The 17,647-nt window shown below is 50.8% G+C and carries 18 protein-coding genes; 7 read left to right on the top strand and 11 right to left on the bottom strand.

Translation table 11 applies throughout. From position 1 onward, the window contains the following. Positions 1 to 3 precede the first annotated feature (3 nt). Positions 4 to 210 (top strand): DUF2188 domain-containing protein, encoded by a 207-nt coding sequence (locus G459_RS0117475; protein ID WP_026968798.1) that lies wholly within the window; start codon positions 4 to 6, stop codon positions 208 to 210. Positions 211 to 257: 47 nt separating this feature from the next. Here G459_RS0117475 and G459_RS0117470 read toward each other — a convergent pair whose 3' ends face one another. Further along, the gene (locus tag G459_RS0117470) at positions 258 to 1,346 is read right to left on the bottom strand and encodes an alkene reductase (RefSeq protein WP_026968797.1); all 1,089 of its coding nucleotides are present in this window, start codon (positions 1,344 to 1,346) and stop codon (positions 258 to 260) included. Positions 1,347 to 1,785: 439 nt separating this feature from the next. Here G459_RS0117470 and G459_RS0117460 point away from each other — a divergent pair, with 439 nt between their 5' ends. The 4 genes from G459_RS0117460 (at position 1,786) to G459_RS0117440 (ending at position 6,439) form a co-directional block, all read left to right on the top strand. After that, positions 1,786 to 2,808, top strand: a complete 1,023-nt coding sequence (locus G459_RS0117460; protein ID WP_026968796.1) for an LLM class flavin-dependent oxidoreductase — start codon at positions 1,786 to 1,788, stop codon at positions 2,806 to 2,808. Between the two features lie 12 nt (positions 2,809 to 2,820). Further along, on the top strand, positions 2,821 to 3,918 hold the full coding sequence (locus G459_RS0117455; protein ID WP_026968795.1) for an NAD(P)-binding domain-containing protein: 1,098 nt from the start codon (positions 2,821 to 2,823) through the stop codon (positions 3,916 to 3,918). Positions 3,919 to 4,038: 120 nt separating this feature from the next. Further along, positions 4,039 to 5,349, top strand: a complete 1,311-nt coding sequence (locus tag G459_RS0117450; protein ID WP_026968794.1) for a hypothetical protein — start codon at positions 4,039 to 4,041, stop codon at positions 5,347 to 5,349. A 634-nt stretch (positions 5,350 to 5,983) separates the two neighbouring features. Beyond that, on the top strand, positions 5,984 to 6,439 hold the full coding sequence (locus G459_RS0117440) for a PA2169 family four-helix-bundle protein (RefSeq protein WP_026968793.1): 456 nt from the start codon (positions 5,984 to 5,986) through the stop codon (positions 6,437 to 6,439). Positions 6,440 to 6,764: 325 nt separating this feature from the next. Here the strand turns inward: G459_RS0117440 and G459_RS0117435 are convergent, their stop codons facing one another. From G459_RS0117435 to G459_RS0117390, 10 genes are all read right to left on the bottom strand, one after another. Further along, positions 6,765 to 7,223, bottom strand: coding sequence for an ankyrin repeat domain-containing protein (locus G459_RS0117435; RefSeq protein ID WP_026968792.1), 459 nt, complete (start codon positions 7,221 to 7,223; stop codon positions 6,765 to 6,767). 53 nt (positions 7,224 to 7,276) lie between these two features. Continuing rightward, positions 7,277 to 9,454: a catalase gene (locus G459_RS0117430; protein WP_026968791.1), complete on the bottom strand. Its 2,178-nt coding sequence runs from the start codon at positions 9,452 to 9,454 to the stop codon at positions 7,277 to 7,279. Positions 9,455 to 9,564: 110 nt separating this feature from the next. Then, positions 9,565 to 10,149, bottom strand: coding sequence for an HD domain-containing protein (locus G459_RS27830; protein ID WP_035456283.1), 585 nt, complete (start codon positions 10,147 to 10,149; stop codon positions 9,565 to 9,567). 71 nt (positions 10,150 to 10,220) lie between these two features. Further along, the gene (locus G459_RS0117420; protein ID WP_026968790.1) at positions 10,221 to 11,015 is read right to left on the bottom strand and encodes an SDR family NAD(P)-dependent oxidoreductase; all 795 of its coding nucleotides are present in this window, start codon (positions 11,013 to 11,015) and stop codon (positions 10,221 to 10,223) included. Between the two features lie 10 nt (positions 11,016 to 11,025). Then, positions 11,026 to 12,183 carry a zinc-dependent alcohol dehydrogenase gene (locus tag G459_RS0117415; RefSeq protein WP_026968789.1) on the bottom strand — a complete coding sequence of 386 codons (1,158 nt, stop codon included), beginning with the start codon at positions 12,181 to 12,183 and terminating at the stop codon, positions 11,026 to 11,028. Positions 12,184 to 12,381: 198 nt separating this feature from the next. Beyond that, a complete protein-coding gene (locus G459_RS0117410; protein ID WP_026968788.1) occupies positions 12,382 to 13,623 on the bottom strand; it encodes a cation:proton antiporter in 1,242 nt (413 codons plus the stop codon). A 105-nt stretch (positions 13,624 to 13,728) separates the two neighbouring features. Further along, on the bottom strand, positions 13,729 to 15,423 hold the full coding sequence (locus G459_RS27825; RefSeq protein WP_051315286.1) for a thiamine pyrophosphate-binding protein: 1,695 nt from the start codon (positions 15,421 to 15,423) through the stop codon (positions 13,729 to 13,731). 83 nt (positions 15,424 to 15,506) lie between these two features. After that, the gene (locus G459_RS0117400; RefSeq protein WP_026968787.1) at positions 15,507 to 15,911 is read right to left on the bottom strand and encodes a hypothetical protein; all 405 of its coding nucleotides are present in this window, start codon (positions 15,909 to 15,911) and stop codon (positions 15,507 to 15,509) included. Between the two features lie 87 nt (positions 15,912 to 15,998). Further along, entirely contained in the window at positions 15,999 to 16,256 is a 258-nt protein-coding gene (locus tag G459_RS0117395; protein WP_026968786.1) for a hypothetical protein, read from the bottom strand. A 90-nt stretch (positions 16,257 to 16,346) separates the two neighbouring features. Next, entirely contained in the window at positions 16,347 to 16,850 is a 504-nt protein-coding gene (locus tag G459_RS0117390) for a YciE/YciF ferroxidase family protein (protein ID WP_026968785.1), read from the bottom strand. Positions 16,851 to 16,945: 95 nt separating this feature from the next. On the opposite strand from G459_RS0117390, the gene G459_RS30555 reads away from it, so the two are divergent. Further along, positions 16,946 to 17,074, top strand: coding sequence for a hypothetical protein (locus G459_RS30555; RefSeq protein WP_281171900.1), 129 nt, complete (start codon positions 16,946 to 16,948; stop codon positions 17,072 to 17,074). Positions 17,075 to 17,128: 54 nt separating this feature from the next. Continuing rightward, positions 17,129 to 17,638, top strand: a complete 510-nt coding sequence (locus G459_RS29085; RefSeq protein ID WP_051315285.1) for a CinA family protein — start codon at positions 17,129 to 17,131, stop codon at positions 17,636 to 17,638. Positions 17,639 to 17,647 lie beyond the last annotated feature (9 nt).

Here is a 17,647-nt window from a genome sequence, read left to right as displayed (position 1 = left end):
AATATGCCTTGGTACAACGGAGATTACCCGCCCTCTTATAAAAATCAGCCGGTCCATATCCGTGAGAAAGCCACTGAGATTGCGAATGAAATCTTGAAAGAAAGTGGCGATGAAGGGATCGCAATTGCGACAGGGTTGAAGCAGGCAAGAGCCTATTTCAAAGAGCATCCGAAAGAGTCGAAAAAAGCGTCCACGCGCAATCAGAAGTGAGCAGCCGGGCACAAGCTGCCCGGATATTAACTGCTTTCATCAAGTCCCTACGAACCTTCCTTTAAAAAAGGATAGTCGGTATAACCTTTTTCATCCCCGCCATAGAAGGTGTCCCGGTCGGGTTCGTTGAGCTCAGCGCCTTGGGAGAATCTCTGGGGCAAGTCTGGATTTGCCAGAAAGAGTCTTGCAAATGAGATAAGCGATGCGGTTCCTTTCTCAAGTTCCGCTTCTGCGGACTCCCGATCGTAGCCGGAGTTGGCCACCACGGTATTTTTTGAAAGCTTCCCAAACAGCTCAATTTCATCTTGACGTGGATATCCCGAGGGCAGCGATGATTTGGGATTGGCTCTGGCAATTTCCACAAAAGCCAGATCCATCTTATTCAACTCGCTGATCAGATAATTGTACGTAGCCACCGGATCATCCACCCGGATACCGTTTTGGGTGCCGAGCGGAGAGATTTTGATGCCTACCTTTTCGCTGCCGACCGCATCGGTCAGTTCATGCATCACCTCCAGAATAAAGCGGCTTCTGTTTTCGATACTCCCACCGTATTCGTCTGTGCGGAGGTTTGAGCTGTCGGACAGAAACTGCTGGGGAAGATATCCGTTGGCTGAGTGAAGTTCCACCCCGTCAAATCCCGCCTCCATGGCGTGGACGGCTGCCTGCCGGTAGTCGAGGATGGTTTGCTTGATGTCCTCTTTGTTCATGGCTCTCGGGGTTTCGTAGTCCTTCATCCCCTCAGAGGTGAAGTGCTGGGCACCCTCGATGGCAACAGCTGAGGGAGCCAGCGGGAGTTTGTTTGACCGATCAAGCGAGTGTCCGACCCTTCCGGTATGCCATAGCTGGGCGAAGATGACGCCTCCCTTTTCATGGACGGCCTGCGTCACCTTTTTCCAGGCTTCCACTTGGCGATCGGAGTATAGGCCAGGCGTGAAAGGGCTGCCTATTGCGTCCTTCGATATGTTGGTGGCCTCACTCAGGATCAGTCCGGCGCTGGCCCGCTGGGCATAGTATGTCACGGTGATGTCTTGTATGATTCCCTCTTCGGTGGCGCGACTTCGGGTCATAGCTGCCATGACCATGTGGTTTTTGAGACGATATTCCCCGATTTGGGTAGGTTCTAGGAGTTTCATTGGATAGTGGGTTTAGGTTATGTTTTCCTTTAGAACTGACTTTAAAGGGTGCGGCTGCTCTTCGGGGCTTTTTAAGCGGAGTGTCAGAACCGTGGACCCTTTTGCTCGTGTCAGAGCTTCTCTTTAATCCAAGAACCGATCCAGCGCAGTGCCTCTGGTCTTTTCATTGCCATTGTCTCTTGTTGATCAGAGCATCCTCCTGGTCGGAATTGGAAGTCGCTTGCCGGCGAAAAATATATTCAGCATTGTCCCGAGGAGTTTGTGTAAAGACTGAACAGATTCCCGCGCAAAGTTGTTGGACAGCTTAATTGTTGCGGTATTTTTCCTAAAAGAACAATTGTAAACACAGGAAATCGAGCATGGCGCAGGCGACTCACAGAGGGACGATCATTGACCTTGCGAGATTCCACGTCGCCTCTGAAAAGAAAACTATAATCATATGAAAAAAATCGGCTTTTTATCCTTCGGCCATTGGGCAAATCATCCTTCTTATAAAGCAAGGACCGCGAGCGATACCTTGCTTCAGTCCATCGACTTGGCAGTAGCAGCGGAAGAAATCGGATTGGATGGCGCCTATTTTCGGGTGCATCATTTTGCCCAACAGCTGGCTTCACCGTTTCCGTTGCTGGCGGCCATCGGCGCCAAAACCAAGAAGATCGAAATAGGAACCGGTGTCATCGACATGCGTTACGAAAATCCGCTGTACATGGTGGAGGATGCCGGTGCTGCCGATTTGATCTCGGAAGGCCGACTGCAGTTGGGCGTCAGCAGAGGTTCACCGGAGCAAGTAATTGACGGCTGGAAGTATTTCGGCTACGATCTGCAAGCGGGCGAAACCGATGCCGACATGGGAAGAAGGAAAGCCTTGGAATTTTATGAAAAACTAAAAGGGACCGGCTTTGCGAAGCCCAATCCCAACCCGATGTTTCCCAATCCTCCCGGATTACTGAGGGTAGAGCCACATTCGGAGGGATTACGTGACCGCATTTGGTGGGGTTCTGCTTCGGATGCCACCGCTGTTTGGGCAGCGGAGATTGGTATGAACCTTCAGAGTTCTACCCTCAAATACGACGAGAGTGGAAAGCCATTTCACATTCAGCAAGCCGAACAAATCAGACGCTACAAAGAAGCTTGGAAAGCAGCAGGCCATCAGCGCGAGCCAAGAGTCTCTGTGAGCCGGTCCATCTTTGCATTGGTGAACGATCAGGATCAATATTACTTCGGACACGAAGCAAACAGAACTGATAAAGTCGGAATGATAGAGGCTGATAAGCGTGCGATTTTTGGTAGAAGTTATGCTGCCGAACCGGAACAACTGATCAAGGACTTGGCTCAGGATGAGGCGATTCAGGAAGCGGATACTGTTTTGTTGACCATCCCGAATACGTTGGGCGTTGACTACAACGTACACGTGCTCGAATCCATCTTAAACTATGTAGCTCCCGAACTGGGTTGGCGCTGAGAGGTGGGTTAAATGGCCGGGAAAATTCGCTATAAAACAAAGATAGCAGTCATTGGCGCTGGTCAGGCTGGGCTTTCGGCGGGGTATCATCTGAAGAAAATGGGGATGGAACCTGGCCCGGATTTCATCATGCTGGACGAAGCACCACAGGCAGGAGGTGCCTGGCAATCCCGTTGGGACTCGCTGACCTTGAGTACGGTCAACCGAATCCACGATTTGCCGGGCATGTCTTTCGAAGAAACTATTGGACCTGGCCAAACCGAAGTACGGGCAAATAGTGCCGTACCACATTATTACGAGCTGTACGAAAAGCAATTTGGATTTCAGGTGTATCGGCCGGTAAAAGTAGAAAAGGTCTATTTGAAGGACGAACGCTTTTTCATCGATACTTCATCCCTCGCTTTTTCGGCGTTGGGTATCATCAATGCAACTGGAACTTGGGAAAGTCCTTACATCCCGGAATACCCGGGTGCGGCACTTTTTGAAGGGGAACAATTGCACACTCGGGACTTCAAAGATGCAGACTATTTCAAAGGCAAGCACGTCATCGTGGTCGGTGGCGGTATTTCAGCGATTCAGTTGTTGGATCAGATTTCTCAGGTGACCTCGACCACCTGGGTGACGAGGAGACCGCCGGAATTTCGCAAAGGCCCGTTTGATCAGACGGCTGGAAGCCTGGCGGTGGCCATGGTGGAAGAGCGCGTGAGAAAGGGACTGCTGCCTCAATCTGTCGTCTCTGTTACCGGATTACCCTTCACTGCCGAAATCGAAAATATGGAGAAAAGAGGCGTGCTCAAACGTTTCCCCATGTTCAGCGAGATCACCCAAACCGGTGTGAAATGGGAAGGTGGAAGAGAAGAAAGTGCAGATGTTATCCTCTGGAATACCGGTTTTAGATCGACTTTTTCTCATCTGGATGCGGTCTTGCCACGGGAGGAAGGCGGTGGGATCAAGATGTCCGGAAGGTTGGCAACAGCAGTGGCCAAAGAACCGAGAATCCATCTGGTGGGATATGGACCTTCTGCATCTACCATCGGCGCCAACAGGGCCGGAGGTGCTGCGGCCAGGGAATTGCTGGGACTGCTGGCTGAGAAATCCTCACCTGGATGACGGTATCTGAATTGCATTTGATCGGCTGATCCTTTATTTTTAGTAGCAGAGTTTAGTATCGCATATTTGTCACTGATAGAACTCGCGTGAAGAAAGGGAATTGTTTTGACTGAAAATTTTATGCCTTTGTATGCAGCGGGTACCTCCGCCCAGAAAACTCCGAACACCACTGCGGAAGCTCCGGAGAAACAGGATTTGTCCCGTTCTCCTCTCCAGTTCAAAGACAATAGGCCCGAGACGGCTCTACAGCGAAAGCTCGGAGTCATCGCAAATGCGGAGCCCAGCGTTAGCCCTGCATCTCGTAGGACAGGGGAAGGTGTAAATACGGAACCGGTAGTACAGCGGGTGGTGCTGAAGACCCGGCGTACGGGAAAGTGGTACACAGACAAGGATCCTACGCAACTTTTTGATACAAAGGAGGAAGCAGAAGAGTACCAGTATCAACTGATCGACCGGGAGCTGGAGGAGAGGGACAAAGCAACCCGTGAAAAACGTGAAGAGCGCACCAAAAAACGAAAGCGTGAATTGACGGAAAAGTTTGGGGACTATAAGCCTCCGGCGGCGAAACGGGCCCGATTGTTCAAGAACAACGACACCAAGTTTGATGACGTGGATCTGACCACCTTGGGGCCCGACAATGCCAAGAAGTTCATGGAATTCTCATTCCAGCAGCGCCGGGCTGATGAATTTCGCACGCAGGCAATCAATTTGGGCGGATTTCATCATGTCCTGGCTCCGGGTACGGATATCGGTCTCACGCCGGCGGTGCACCGTCCTGATCTGGCGGAGGGACATACTCATCTGCCGCTGTCCCGGGACGGCAGCGCCAAACCCTACACTGAGCTGGCGGCGGGTCTGGACCAACTGGCAGGAAGCAATGTTACACCGGAGCGTTCACTGAACCAGGTACGCGAACGAATAGGGAAAGACCTGATGCGGATGACCCGTGGTAATCCGCCCAAAGACACGCTCACCTACACGGATGAACAAAAGGCATTGCTCAATGAGATCGCGGCAGTCCTCCGGCTCGACAAGGGGCGGGTGCCCAAAGCGACCCGATACATCCGCAGGCGCATTACCGGCGGAGATCTGAGCTTTCATGAATTGTTCGCACAATCCAAGTATGTAGGTGCTGGATCCGGAGGTGTGCAAGCGCTGAGAGGGCAGGTGGCGGACGATGGAGAGCTGAGCGAAGGCTCTGACATGGAGTTAGAACCGCAAGATGAAAAAAAGCCGGAGTCCCCGGCCTTCGAGGACGGCCAATACCTGAACCAAGAGGAGCTGTTTGCTGCAGTCCTCGAAGGCAGGGAGCATGTAGGGAGCAGTATCTTTCTCCATCCCTCCGGCGAATGGATAATTGCCTCCATCCGGATCGCGGACAGCGGAGATACCCTTCGGGTAAATCTGCGGCTTCGACGCAGAGGTGGTTGAAAACTGGTGCTGGGATCGGAGCGCGTCAACGCCATTGTCCGGCGTTCCCAGTTTTCATGACTTCGATCCACACAACGGAGTTTCTTTTCTGACTCGACTTTTTTAGACGTAGTGGGTGCCCAATCGCGACTCCTTCCTACTGTTATTCTTTTCGATACATCGCTGGCAACCTCCCGATTCTCACCCGATTCTGCGCCGAGACAGAGAAGCTGCAACCCCTTCTGCCATACATCCTACTCCTAGGTAAGCGATCGAAGAGCCTAGCATAACCAAAAAAACAGTCAACCCCCGGTTAGGGAAGGAGATCAACTCTCGTCCACAAACTGAGAATTTTCTTCCCGAATGAATAAGCCGACATAAAGGCCCTCCCGGACGTTTTTCTTCCATTAGGCTGAGATAGGCGGATTTTGCCCTTTTTTGGCCAACTGGCTAGGTTTTTGGATTTTGAAGATCAGGATAGAAAGGGAGGGCAGCACGGCCAGATCCCATTCAAACAGAAGACCCCAAGTGGGCGAAGCTCTTGAAAAGACCGCCGCTGAGGGCAATCGGACAACTTAGGAAAAGGATTTTCCGGCGTGTCTGATTTACTTAGTTACCTGACATTATTTATTATTTTCACTTAACCACTATTATTATGAATACTAACAATGAAGCAGCAGAAATCTTGAATGATTTAGTAAAAATCAACAATGACCGGATCGAAGGATATGAAAAAGCGATTGAAAATCTAGAGGAAGGCGATCAGGACCTTAAAGCCCTGTTTGTCTCCATGATCGGAGAAAGTCAAAAGTGCCGGATGGAGCTATCCACCGAGCTGAATTCTTTCAAAACCGATACAGAGCAAAGCTCCACCACAAGCGGGAAACTGTATAGGGCCTGGATGGATGTGAAGGCAGTATTTACCGGACACGACAGAAAAAGTGTGCTGGAAAGCTGTGAATTCGGAGAAGATGCGGCACAAAAGGCATATCAGGATGCCGCGGTAAACGAAAACCTCCCGGCTTACTTGAAAGAACTGGTACTGGAGCAAAAGCGTACGCTGCGACAGTCTCACGACAAGATCAAGCAACTTAGAGACGTGCAGGTTTAAGGCGCAGAGCGCTTAGAGGCACCTCTATTTCCAATTCACGCCCTGATTCAATTATGAAAACGGGCGTGAATTTTTTTGTTTAAGGCGAACTCCTCGGGTTCCTGTCGCCCGGTTGTGCGGGTATTTGATATTTGTTTTAACGGTTTAAATACGCGGATGACCGTTCACCTTTCAGCGGCCTTCACTGTAGGAGAATTGCTTTTCGCTTGAAAAATTAGAGCAGTCAAGCGGTTTTCGACGGATCGCGACTTGGACGACATTCTATCCTACAGTAAGGGGTTCCCAGCGCGAAAAAGCGAACGACAACAAACTGGGCAGTCTCGGTTTACGACAGTAATTCAATGATTTCCATATTCCCCTGGATGCCGGCATGATCTACGGCCATCATACCTCGCTGGTCGGTAGCCATCCTGTCGGCCCCGTGATTCAAAAGCAATTTCACCAGGTTATTTTTCCCGAACATGCTGGCAAACATCAATGCCGTCCCACCATTTCCGTGTGTGGCGTTAATATCTGCGCCATGCTCGATGAGGATTTCCGCGAGCTCCAGATGTCCTTTGAAGCAGACTCCCATCAGTGCAGTATTTCCACCATAGTCTTTCTGGTTAACGTCGGCGCCGTTTCTGAGGAGTATCTTGGCCGCCTCCGCTTGATTATTGTAAGCGGCGATTATCAAGGGGGTAAATCCTTTTTCGTCCTGAAAATTAACATCGGCTCCCTGTGCTAAAAGCATGGCTATCTGGTCTGTGTTTCCCTGACGGGAAGCGTCTATAAGTTCTTTCATAAAGTTGTGGTATAGTGAAGGGGAACTGTCGCCAGTTCCCCGAAGTGGATGTTTTAAGCAGGGATTTTCCCCAACTTCTCCCGTTCAAAGAATCGGTGATTGCCGATCGCCTTGATGAATTTTTTAGCAAGATTGTCGCCGGAACCGTTGCCAGTCAGCAGCCCGAGATTTTCAAGGTCGAGATCATTAGGGTTGGATTTTGGGTAGTTTTTAACATAGCTGATAGCTACCAACTCGCGTCCCTCTCCCGCAGTTGCGATGGGTTTGCAGTGCAGGAAAGCTTCATCTATGAAATGCACAGCTCTGGGGGTCTGTTTTAGAGTCTCGGTACTCGCTTTCCCCGCCGGGACGAAGATCGCGTCTACCAGTACCGAGGAGAAGGTCAGAAAGCTGTGATCCACCTTGATGCTGTTTCCGGCGCTGTCTTTCACCATCCCGGATCGGGGAGCGATGATCTTCACCATGGCTCCTTCGGCTTCCAATGCAGTTTTCATCGATGCCACTGAGTCTCCGTCGAAGCCATCTGCCGTCAGGAAGGCGATCTGCCGGGTCTTGATATTGCCTTTCACGGTATTAGCCATACTAAGCGCGGGCGAAGATTTAAGCTTGGGAATCACCGTGACAGGCTGATAGTCGGCCTCGTCTGCATCTGCACCAAACTGATGGTTGATGGGCTGCTCCGGTGCTTCTACTTCCAAACCCAAGCCTTCTGCTACTTTCGCAGCCAGTCCGGCATCTACCTGAGAGATCAATCCTACGACCCGCTGCCGGATATCCACGATGTCCACCTTGCCCAATTCGAAGCAGAAAGCATCCGTCAAATGCGCTTGCTCGGCTTCAGACAGGCTGTTGTAAAAGAGCGCAGGCTGGCTGAAGAAATCCATAAAGCTCCTGCTTCGCGCCCGGACTTTATTGGCATCGACCCGCTCCTGATAGCTGGCAAAACCTCCCTCGCTTACCTTTGCCTGCTCCGGAAAGCCGTCGCCGATCGAGTTGGGGTGATAGCTGGTCTTACCACGGTTGATCTGCATGCGGGAGATTCCGTCCCGCTGGTTGTTGTGGATGGGCGCGATAGACCGGTTGATCGGGATCTCATGGAAGTTAGGCCCGCCCAAGCGGCTCAGTTGGGTGTCGGTATACGAGAAGAGCCGTCCCTGCAGCAGGGGATCGTTGGAGAAATCTATCCCCGGCACGATGTGGCCCGGGTGGAAAGCAGCCTGCTCCGTCTCGGCGAAGAAGTTGTCCGGATTGCGATTCAATGTCATCTTGCCGACCCTTAGCACCGGTACAATCTCCTCGGGCACCAGTTTCGTCGGGTCCAAGAGATCGAAGTCGAACTTATGTTCGTCCTCTTGAGGGATAATTTGCAGGCCGAGTTCCCACTCCGGAAACGAACCTGCCTCAATCGCGTCGTATAGATCGCGGCGGTGGAAATCCGGATCTTGTCCATTTATCTTTTGCGCCTCGTCCCAGACGACACTGTGCGTCCCCAAGAGTGGCTTCCAATGAAACTTCACGAAGTGAGATTCTCCCTGCTCATTAATCAATCTGAAGGTGTTGATACCGAAGCCTTCCATCATCCGGAAACTTCTCGGAATGGCCCGGTCACTCATCAGCCACATGACATTGTGCATGGTTTCGGGCGATAGTGAGACAAAATCCCAGAAGGTATTGTGCGCAGAGGCTGCCTGAGGGATTTCGTTATCCGGCTCCGGCTTGACTGCGTGGATGAGGTCGGGGAATTTGATCGCATCTTGGATGAAAAAGACAGGCATATTGTTGCCCACCAAATCGTAGACACCCTCTTCTGTGTAGAACTTGACCGCAAATCCTCTCACATCCCGGGGGATATCCGCCGAGCCCCGAAACCCCGCCACCGTAGAGAATCGGGTAAAAACGGAAGTCTCGCGGCTAGGATCGGTCAGAAATGCCGCTTTTGTGTACTTCTTCAGAGAGTCATCATACACTCTGAATACACCGTGGGCTCCTGATCCCCGCGCATGGACGATTCGTTCGGGAATCCGCTCATGGTCAAAATGGGTAATCTTTTCCCGCAGAATAAAGTCTTCCAAAAGCGTGGCCCCGCGGTCTCCGGCTTTTAACGAGCTGGTGTCATCATTGACTTTGACTCCCTGGTTGGTGGTCATCTTTTGACCGTCACCCACCTCGATGTCTTTATTGAGATCTTCGATTTTTTGACTGTTGTCTTTCGGGTTTTTCTTGCTGTTCATAGCTGTATAGATTATTTATGGTTGATTTCACAATTGAAAACGTATCGTCCCGCCCGCTCTTTGGGCGATCGGGGGTGCTCGAGATGACCGAAAACACGGGTCTGAATGGGTTAATGGAAGTGCTTTCGATCGACGCCGCCGGACTGCTTTCGCTTCCCGAGCTCTTGGTCGACCGTCTCCACGGCAGCTTTATGGAGTTGACGGTTTCCCTTCTTACATCCCATCAGGATGTGCCTGCATTCTTTCAAAAACACGGGCGCAAAGTGGGCGTCGTGCGCGGTGATTTCCTTACAATTGTCGATGATGTCGGCGTACTTGATGGTTTGCGCGTCAGGGCTGATCTTCGCCAGTCGCTCCGCTTCCTTCCCTTTCCTTTGGTCACGGTTCAGTTTGGGATAATCGGCTTTCACATACACATCAGTCAGCTCGACGACCAGCCGAAGCACTTTCATTGCTTGGGTGTAGGAGAGGTGTTTTTGGAGAAATTCCAGCATCTCCTCCTTTCCCGTGTCAGTGTCCTCCAAGACGTCGTGAAGTAGCGCTGCCGCCAAAACGGGCAGGTTGTCAGTGTATTCCTGACACATCTTCATTACCCGCACCGGATGGACGATATACCGGTCTGGAGCATATTTTCGCATCTGGTCGCCATGAGCCTGATCGGCAAAGTCTCTTATTTCTTCCAGTATCTTATCCATGTTTTAGTCACGTTCATCAGCTGGTTGGTAGATGAGTACAACATCTTCACCTTGAGAGAGCCTTGGATAGCTCACTCATCCGCCGGTTTTTGCTGCTCACCCATCGAGTGCGCCAGGGTGCTGTCTGGGGTGATATTTGAAAGGGCGGTTTGGATTTTGTTTTTGATGCCGGACACGACTTTGTCGTCTCCCTCCATGAGTGCCTCGTATCCATCTCGGGCCACATCCTTTGGATCGGCCATCGCGTCCTTGTCCTGCACCACCTTGCTGCGGGTCATGTCTGCCTTGTTGAAGAAATCTGTATCCGTCACCCCGGGCAAAAGCGCTGTGACGGTAACATTTTGTTCTTTCACTTCTTCCCGGATTGCCTCCGAAAAAGACAGCACAAACGCTTTCGTGCCGTGATAGACAGACTGCCATGGGCCTGGCGCTTTGCTTGCAACGGAGGCGAGGTTGAGGATTTTTCCTTGCTGATTGGCAATCATCTTTCGCAGGAAATGCTTGGTGAGGATCACTAGTGAGGAGATGTTGAGCTGAATGATGTCCAGTTCGCGGTGGATATCTGTGTCGGCGAATTTGCCATAGAGCCCCTGTGCCGCGTCGTTGACCAGGATGTCGATGTTCAGACCCATCGCGTCGATTTTTTCACAGACGGAAAAGGCCGCTTCGGTATCGAAGAGATCTGCCTGGATGGTTTTGACATCAACGCCACAGTCTTTGAATTCCACGGCCTTGGCTTGCATCTCGTCCAAGTCGCGGGAAACAATGACCAGGTTATGCCCGTCCCGGGCGAAGAGTAATGCCAATTCATAACCGATGCCGCTGGTAGCGCCGGTGATAAGTGTATAGTTGGTTAGTGTGTTCATGGTAGTAGTGTTATGGTTTCAGGACCACTTTGACGCAGTCGTCTTCTTTTTTATCAAAGATTTCATACCCTTTGGAGGCTTCGCTTAGAGGTAGGGTATGGGTGATGATGTCATCCAATACCACCTTTTCATTCTGCACCAGGTCGATCAGCTTGTCGACATAGTTCAATACCGGAGCCTGACCCTGCTTGATGGTAATTGCTTTGTCAAAAATCCGGTGAAGGGGGAAGTTGTCGTACGTAGAACCGTAGACACCCACGATGCTCACGGTCCCGCCTCGTCGCACAGCTTTAAAAGCCAAGTCGAGCACTTTCATGCTGCCTTTTTCGAAATTGACGGTAGCCTTTAGCTTGTCTACCAGGTTACTCTCCGGCTCGAATCCCACGGCATCCACACATACATCAGCGCCCCGCCCATCGGTCATCTCCCGGATGGCTTCAACTACATCGACTTCATTGGGATTCAGCGTGTCCACTCCGTTTACTTCCCGCGCTTTTTTCAGACGGTACTCGAGCGGATCTATCGCGATCACTCTGCTGGCACCGTTGATCCAGGCTGCTTTCTGAGCCATCAATCCCACAGGGCCCGAGCCAAAGACCGCCACCACTTCACCACCCTGGAGCTGCGCCCAGTCTATCGAAGACCATCCGGTGGGAAAGATGTCGGTAAGGAACAAAACCTGCTCGTCGCTCATCTCCGCGGGGACGACCCGGGGACTGATGTCCGCAAAAGGTACCCGCACATACTCCGCCTGACCACCCGAGTATCCCCCATAGAGATCTGTGTACCCGTAGAGCGCGCCACCTTTCTCGTCGGTTAGATCTCCGTTTGGACCATAGTGTTTATAGTTGGAGTTTTCGCAGTGGGGGGAAGCGCCGTGGTTACAGAAAAAACAGGCTCCACAGGCTATGGGGAAGGGGACGATCACTCTGTCGCCCTTTTTCAGCGTATGTATTGCCGAGCCGACCTCCTCCACGATGCCCATGAATTCATGCCCCATGATCATATCTGTAGACTGGGGGACAGCACCACTTAAGATATGGAGATCGGACCCGCAGATAGCTGTTGAGGTCACTCGCAAGATGACGTCCCGATCGTTTTCGATGCGTGGATCGTCTACCGTGTCCACCTGAATGTCTCCGGGTTTGTGAAAAACTACTGCCTTCATATTCGTTTGGTTTTAAGGGTTACAAATTGTCTACGAAGCAAAAATTTGCAAACACTATGCCGCCGGGGGCAGATCAGCCCCGCTGCCCTCTGAAGTCGGGTAGAGTGGGAAGGCCGTAAAACTCTTGCTGACTACTTGGAAAAAAAAGGGGAATTCCGTCCACAGTCAGGAGAATGAAGGGAGTATTTTAAGCCGATCTTATGCTTTTGGCTTTGGCAGTTTTCGCCTCAAATAGCTCATAGTGGGAGTGGCCGCCAAACCATGGACAGTGATAGACAGGGCAATGGTGAAGGCTACCACAGACCATAGGCTCTCTTCGGATTCAAATTCCGTTTCGCCGAAAGCAAAGGCGAGGTAAAAAAGCGAGCCCATTCCCCGGATCCCAAAGAAGGAGATTCCGAGTTTTTCTTTCTTCTGAATATCAGTTCCCATCAGACTCATGTACGCCAGGACGGGTCGGATCACCAACAGAAAACCTATAGCAAATAGGGCCAGCGGCCACGTAAGATGCTCTAATAGCCCCCTTGCGACAGCTCCGCCAAAAAGGATCATCAATACGGCGACGAAGAGTTTTTCGATCTGATCGGTGAAGGAATGCAGCGTCGTGTGAAATTCATGCTCTTTCTCATAATGGCGAAGGGTAATCGCTGCTACAAAAACAGCAACGAACCCGTAGCCGTGCAGCAGTTCGGTGAGACCATACACCAGGAAAGTCAGCGCAATGGCTAAAAATCCATCGAGTGCCTTTAGAAATTTGTATCTCTTGGAGACGTCAAATACCAGATAGCCTACTCCCTTTCCAAACAGGTAGCCCAGGACGATCCCCGCGACGATCTGATAGATGACATGAAAAGAAAACCAGTGGAGAAATGAAGTTTCGTCCCCGGCGGAGATGAGAGCGATGGTGATCGCCAGCCAGGTGAAAGGAAAGGCCATCCCATCGTTGATGCCTGCTTCCGAAGTCAGGGTAAACTTGTGCTCGGACTCAATTTGTCCATTAGGAGGACCTACTTGTACGTCGGTCGCCAGCACAGGATCCGTGGGCGCTAACACTGCACCCAAAAGAACCGCAGCTGCTAGGTTGAAGTCCAAGATGAAATAACCTAAGGCTGCCGCGATTGCGATGCATAGCGGCATGGCGATAAACACCAATCTAAGCGGAAGACGCCATGTTCGGAATGAGAAAACGCGGTCTATTCGGATGCCTGCGCCCATCAGGGAGATGATCACTATCAACTCAGTAAGCCGAAGTGCTGCCATCTCATTGTCCTGAGGAAGAGGATCTGGGAGTACCGCGGGAAAGAAACTGTACAATAGAATTCCTCCCAAAAAGTAAAAAAGGGGATAAGACACCCCCGTTTTCTTGGAGACCAATGGCATCCAAACCAGCGTAAACGTGACCAGTCCTACGATGAAGATCGAAACAGTAAATAGCTCCATAGTTGCGCGCTGGCCTTTTTGACCAGTCAATTAGTCATTGCATCTGCCGACTGATAAGATCCCTCTTGTATGACATTGAGTAGGGATGAATCTCTATCTGAATTGCTAAAATATATTTTGCGTGATATGATCCGGAGCTGAAGGAGCCTGATCAGGGTCGATCCACACCTCGATGATGCTCGGTGCGGTGGATGCGAAGGCTTTCTCTAATGCGGTGGAGACTTCATCCTTCCTTTTGCAGGTAAATCCCTCCGCTCCACAGGCCCTGGCCACCGCTGCAAAATCTATTGGTGTAAGATCGCCACCATATACCTCGGTTCCTGCCGCCATTTGTTCATAGACGTCCAGGGAAAGCGAGTTGTTTTTAAACACAATCACCTTGACAGGCAGGCGGTACCTCACAGCCGTGGTGATGTCGGCCATCAGCATCGCCAACCCTCCGTCTCCCACCATTGCGACACACTGGCGATTCGGGAAGGCGAGTTGCGCAGCCATCGCGTAGGGCAGCCCAGGGCTCATTGAGGCCAGATTTCCTGACACCGCCATGGCTTGACCTTTTCTCAACTCCCAATGCCTGGCGGTGAAGATTGTATTTGCACCCGTGTCTAAAGAAACCGTCGCGTCGGAATCCAGATGTCTTGCAACCTCTGCAACTAGAAACTGGGGCCGGACCAACTCGCTTTCGCCCGCTTCGATGGCTTGGAGCGTCTCCCGCCAATTAGCCATTCCGTCTTGGTGTTTTTTCAAAAAGCTTCGGTCATCTTTTCTTCTGAGCAAGGGGAGCAGAGCGGTCAAGGTCGCTTTTACATCCCCCGTCAATCCCAGTTCCAACGGATATCTCAGACCGATACGTTTTGGCTCGTGATCAATCTGGATGGCCTTGGCCTTTTCGGGATAGTAGTCTAAATAGGGCATATTGCTACCTAAAATCAACAAAGTGTCACATTCTTTCATCCATTCTTTGGAGGGTAAAGTGCCCAAATGTCCGGTGCCGCCGGTAGAATAGGGAGAGTCATCCGGCAACACGGCCTTGCCCAACAATGCTTTGGCAACAGGCGCTCCCAGAAGTTCCGCCAACTCCTCTACCTGCTCTCCAGCCTGTAGCGCCCCATAGCCGGCCAGGATCCCTATCTTTTTTCCCCGATGAATGAGCTCCGCAGCCTTCTCAAGTTCCGGCTGAGCGGGCACCTCGATCCGCGGGCTGAAGACGGTCGATCCTTCGAAATTCTTGCTGCTTCCCTTGGTAAGCTCGTCGTCGGCAAGCTCCTCTTGCTGCGTGTCTTTGGCGAATTTCAGATGTGCTACCCCATGGCTGGTCAGTGCTGCTCGAATCGCCAAATCGACCACGGTTTTCGCCTGGTGAGGTCCTGTGATCATCTGATTATACAGCGCGGCTTCCTGGAGAAGGGAAAGGGTATCTACTTCCTGGGTATAGTCCGTACCCACTAGGTCGGACACCGGAGCACCGGTAATCGCGAGGACGGGAGCGTGATCCTTGTAGGCGTCGTAGAGGCCGTTCACCAGATGGATTGCGCCGGGGCCTGAGGTAGCGACGCAGACGCCGAGCTTTCCGGTGTACTTTGCATAGCCACAGGCCATGAACGCAGCTGTCTCTTCATGACGAACTGTGACAAATTTGATCTTTTCCTGCTTCTTTCGGAGGGATTCGACGAGGGGATTGATGCGGTCACCGATCACCCCAAAGATAAATTTCACATCCCAATCTATAAGTTTCTGTACCAGAATATCAGCGGTGGTTTCGTTGGTCGAAACTTGCTTTTTTGTGTTACTTTTTTCCATGGCTGTTTCAGTTTGTTATCCTAAATCTGTTCCGTTGAAGCTCTATTTGTTTGGTGCTGGACATCTGGTCGCCTTTTTTAGAATTAAATACTGTTAAATTTATTTTCTATCCACTTCCAATAGAATAGCCATATCCAGCATAGAAGAATTGCGAGTTGTACCAGCCAGTCCAGCCAAAGGAAGATGCCGGAATCAAACTCGTAGAGATAGAAAGAATGGTGTAAGAAAAATGACGACGCCGTGATAATTCCAAGAACTCCCCCGGACATCGTTTGCTTGTAGTGATTCCTTGCAAGAAAAAGTGACACTCCAATTCCCAGTAGTAATACTGTCGCAAGGGTGATGAGATAGATTCCGCGGGGGGAATTATCCAGTAAGTAGAATTCTGCGGCCAGTCTGAAAGAAAGCACTGTGATGCCAAGGAAGAAGTAGTAGGTTCCTTGGACCAGTAGTAGGTAGTAGCGTACTTTTCTTTCCTGATGATTCATGAATCGAGATTTTCGCTGTCGGCAAAAGCTGATAATGGAGTCGCGGGGGCATTTTTCCTAGCTGTCCCAGAATGAAAAAGGATGACGTCAATCGTCATCCCTTTCCGATCCTGAAGTTTTTACGATCTTGTCGTAAATACCCAACAGCAAAAATGGCGCAGCCCATTGGCCTATGAAAAGCGCCGTATGGCTTTTTTTGGCCATCTTTAATCCAAGGGATACAACCATAGCTCCCATTGAGGCCCACAGGAATACATCCGAGGGGAGTTTCGAAGTTTGCTCCTCAATGGCTTTCGCAACTTTCCCTTCCCTTTTTTCAGATCCTTGTTTGTTTGGTGTGTCCATAACTAATTGGTTTAAGTTTTAATTGATTTGACGGGGCGTGTTTTACCTAATGGAAATAGAAGAAAAAGGGACCGGTCGTCCCTTTTTACCCTACTCATCGGAAGCTTCCTCATTGATCTCTGAGACCGCAAGCTTCGTAAGATTGGCGTCCGTTTTCTTTTCCTCTTTCAGCGTGTCGTTTAGGATAGACGCTGCTTCCTTCATTCCCATCTTTTCCGCGAGGGCGACAAGCGAGCCATAGGAGGCGATTTCGTAATGTTCCACCTTTTGGCTGGCGATGATTATCCCGGCGTCACGCACCATCGTGTCCGAATCTGTATCTTCCAGGATGGATTCTGCTTCTTTGATGAGTCCTTCCATCGCGTCGCATTTCTTCGCCTGAGGCTTTTCGCCCAAAAGCTTAAACACCTCTTCCAAGCGGCTGACATGTTCTTTGGTTTCTTCCAGATGCATGTCAATCGCGTCGGCAAGCACGGAAGATGTCGCTCCCTTGATCATCTTCGGAAGAGCTTTCACCAGATGCTTCTCAGCCCAGTAGATGTCTTTGATCTCGTCGAGAAAAAGCTGGCTGAATTTAGATTCCTGTGTAGCCATAGTTGTAGTTAGTTTGGTTTATGATACTTCAGATTTTTCAATCAGCGTACCAGTCTCCCAGATCGACCCACTCAAGCTTATAAATCGGCATTTGCGTGGACAAAATCGCTGCGGACCCGATCTCCAATGTGCCGGCGTGTCTAAGCCTGTCTACAGGTTGTGAAGAATATTCGCATTCCAAACACGCTCCAAACAGCAAAAATGACACAGGTAGCGAGGTGTGATCATCCTGATTTTTGGTACGGGGATGGGATAGGAAATCAGAAACGAATGGACGTATGAGTACCGATATCTCTGAAAATCTAGCCGCTGAACTGGAGATAATCCGAAGGTTTTGCCTTGAGGGTTCCTATAAAATCGCGGTCGCAGAAAGTGTCACGGCTGGGTTTGTCCAGCTGCTTTTAAGCAATATGAATGAGGCTGGCCTGTTCTACAATGGAGGCGTTACGACCTATACCTGTGAGCTGAAGCATCATCTTCTTCATATTCCTCTAGAGAAATGCTATGAAACTAACGGAGTGACTCCTGAGATCGCCGATCTAATGGCCGAAAACTGCTGCGTACTCTTTAAGGCAAACCTGGGAATTTCCTTGACGGGATATGCGTCTGTTGTTCCGGAACAGGAGATTTTTGAAAAGTTCGCGTTTATCAGCGTCTCGCTAAACGGGGAGTTGATCCTGGCTGATCGGTTGATGAGCGACAAAACTTCCCAATATGAGGTTCAGATGGACTTTGCGTCCCAAGCAATCCGGGAATGTGCAAGATGCCTTACTTCCCGCACCTCCTGAGCGACCTAA

Origin of the sequence: Algoriphagus terrigena DSM 22685, assembly GCF_000429445.1 — a bacterium.
Classification (GTDB): domain Bacteria; phylum Bacteroidota; class Bacteroidia; order Cytophagales; family Cyclobacteriaceae; genus Algoriphagus; species Algoriphagus terrigena.
This window is presented reverse-complemented; position numbering and strand designations above follow the sequence as displayed.

What these genes read in the sequence shown, in the direction of transcription:
- G459_RS0117475 (WP_026968798.1), top strand. Translation starts at nt 4, where the DNA reads ATGCCTTGGTACAACGGAGATTACCCGCCCTCTTATAAAAATCAGCCG.
- G459_RS0117470 (WP_026968797.1), bottom strand. Translation starts at nt 1,346, where the DNA reads ATGAAACTCCTAGAACCTACCCAAATCGGGGAATATCGTCTCAAAAAC.
- G459_RS0117460 (WP_026968796.1), top strand. Translation starts at nt 1,786, where the DNA reads ATGAAAAAAATCGGCTTTTTATCCTTCGGCCATTGGGCAAATCATCCT.
- G459_RS0117455 (WP_026968795.1), top strand. Translation starts at nt 2,821, where the DNA reads ATGGCCGGGAAAATTCGCTATAAAACAAAGATAGCAGTCATTGGCGCT.
- G459_RS0117450 (WP_026968794.1), top strand. Translation starts at nt 4,039, where the DNA reads ATGCCTTTGTATGCAGCGGGTACCTCCGCCCAGAAAACTCCGAACACC.
- G459_RS0117440 (WP_026968793.1), top strand. Translation starts at nt 5,984, where the DNA reads ATGAATACTAACAATGAAGCAGCAGAAATCTTGAATGATTTAGTAAAA.
- G459_RS0117435 (WP_026968792.1), bottom strand. Translation starts at nt 7,223, where the DNA reads ATGAAAGAACTTATAGACGCTTCCCGTCAGGGAAACACAGACCAGATA.
- G459_RS0117430 (WP_026968791.1), bottom strand. Translation starts at nt 9,454, where the DNA reads ATGAACAGCAAGAAAAACCCGAAAGACAACAGTCAAAAAATCGAAGAT.
- G459_RS27830 (WP_035456283.1), bottom strand. Translation starts at nt 10,149, where the DNA reads ATGGATAAGATACTGGAAGAAATAAGAGACTTTGCCGATCAGGCTCAT.
- G459_RS0117420 (WP_026968790.1), bottom strand. Translation starts at nt 11,015, where the DNA reads ATGAACACACTAACCAACTATACACTTATCACCGGCGCTACCAGCGGC.
- G459_RS0117415 (WP_026968789.1), bottom strand. Translation starts at nt 12,183, where the DNA reads ATGAAGGCAGTAGTTTTTCACAAACCCGGAGACATTCAGGTGGACACG.
- G459_RS0117410 (WP_026968788.1), bottom strand. Translation starts at nt 13,623, where the DNA reads ATGGAGCTATTTACTGTTTCGATCTTCATCGTAGGACTGGTCACGTTT.
- G459_RS27825 (WP_051315286.1), bottom strand. Translation starts at nt 15,423, where the DNA reads ATGGAAAAAAGTAACACAAAAAAGCAAGTTTCGACCAACGAAACCACC.
- G459_RS0117400 (WP_026968787.1), bottom strand. Translation starts at nt 15,911, where the DNA reads ATGAATCATCAGGAAAGAAAAGTACGCTACTACCTACTACTGGTCCAA.
- G459_RS0117395 (WP_026968786.1), bottom strand. Translation starts at nt 16,256, where the DNA reads ATGGACACACCAAACAAACAAGGATCTGAAAAAAGGGAAGGGAAAGTT.
- G459_RS0117390 (WP_026968785.1), bottom strand. Translation starts at nt 16,850, where the DNA reads ATGGCTACACAGGAATCTAAATTCAGCCAGCTTTTTCTCGACGAGATC.
- G459_RS29085 (WP_051315285.1), top strand. Translation starts at nt 17,129, where the DNA reads ATGAGTACCGATATCTCTGAAAATCTAGCCGCTGAACTGGAGATAATC.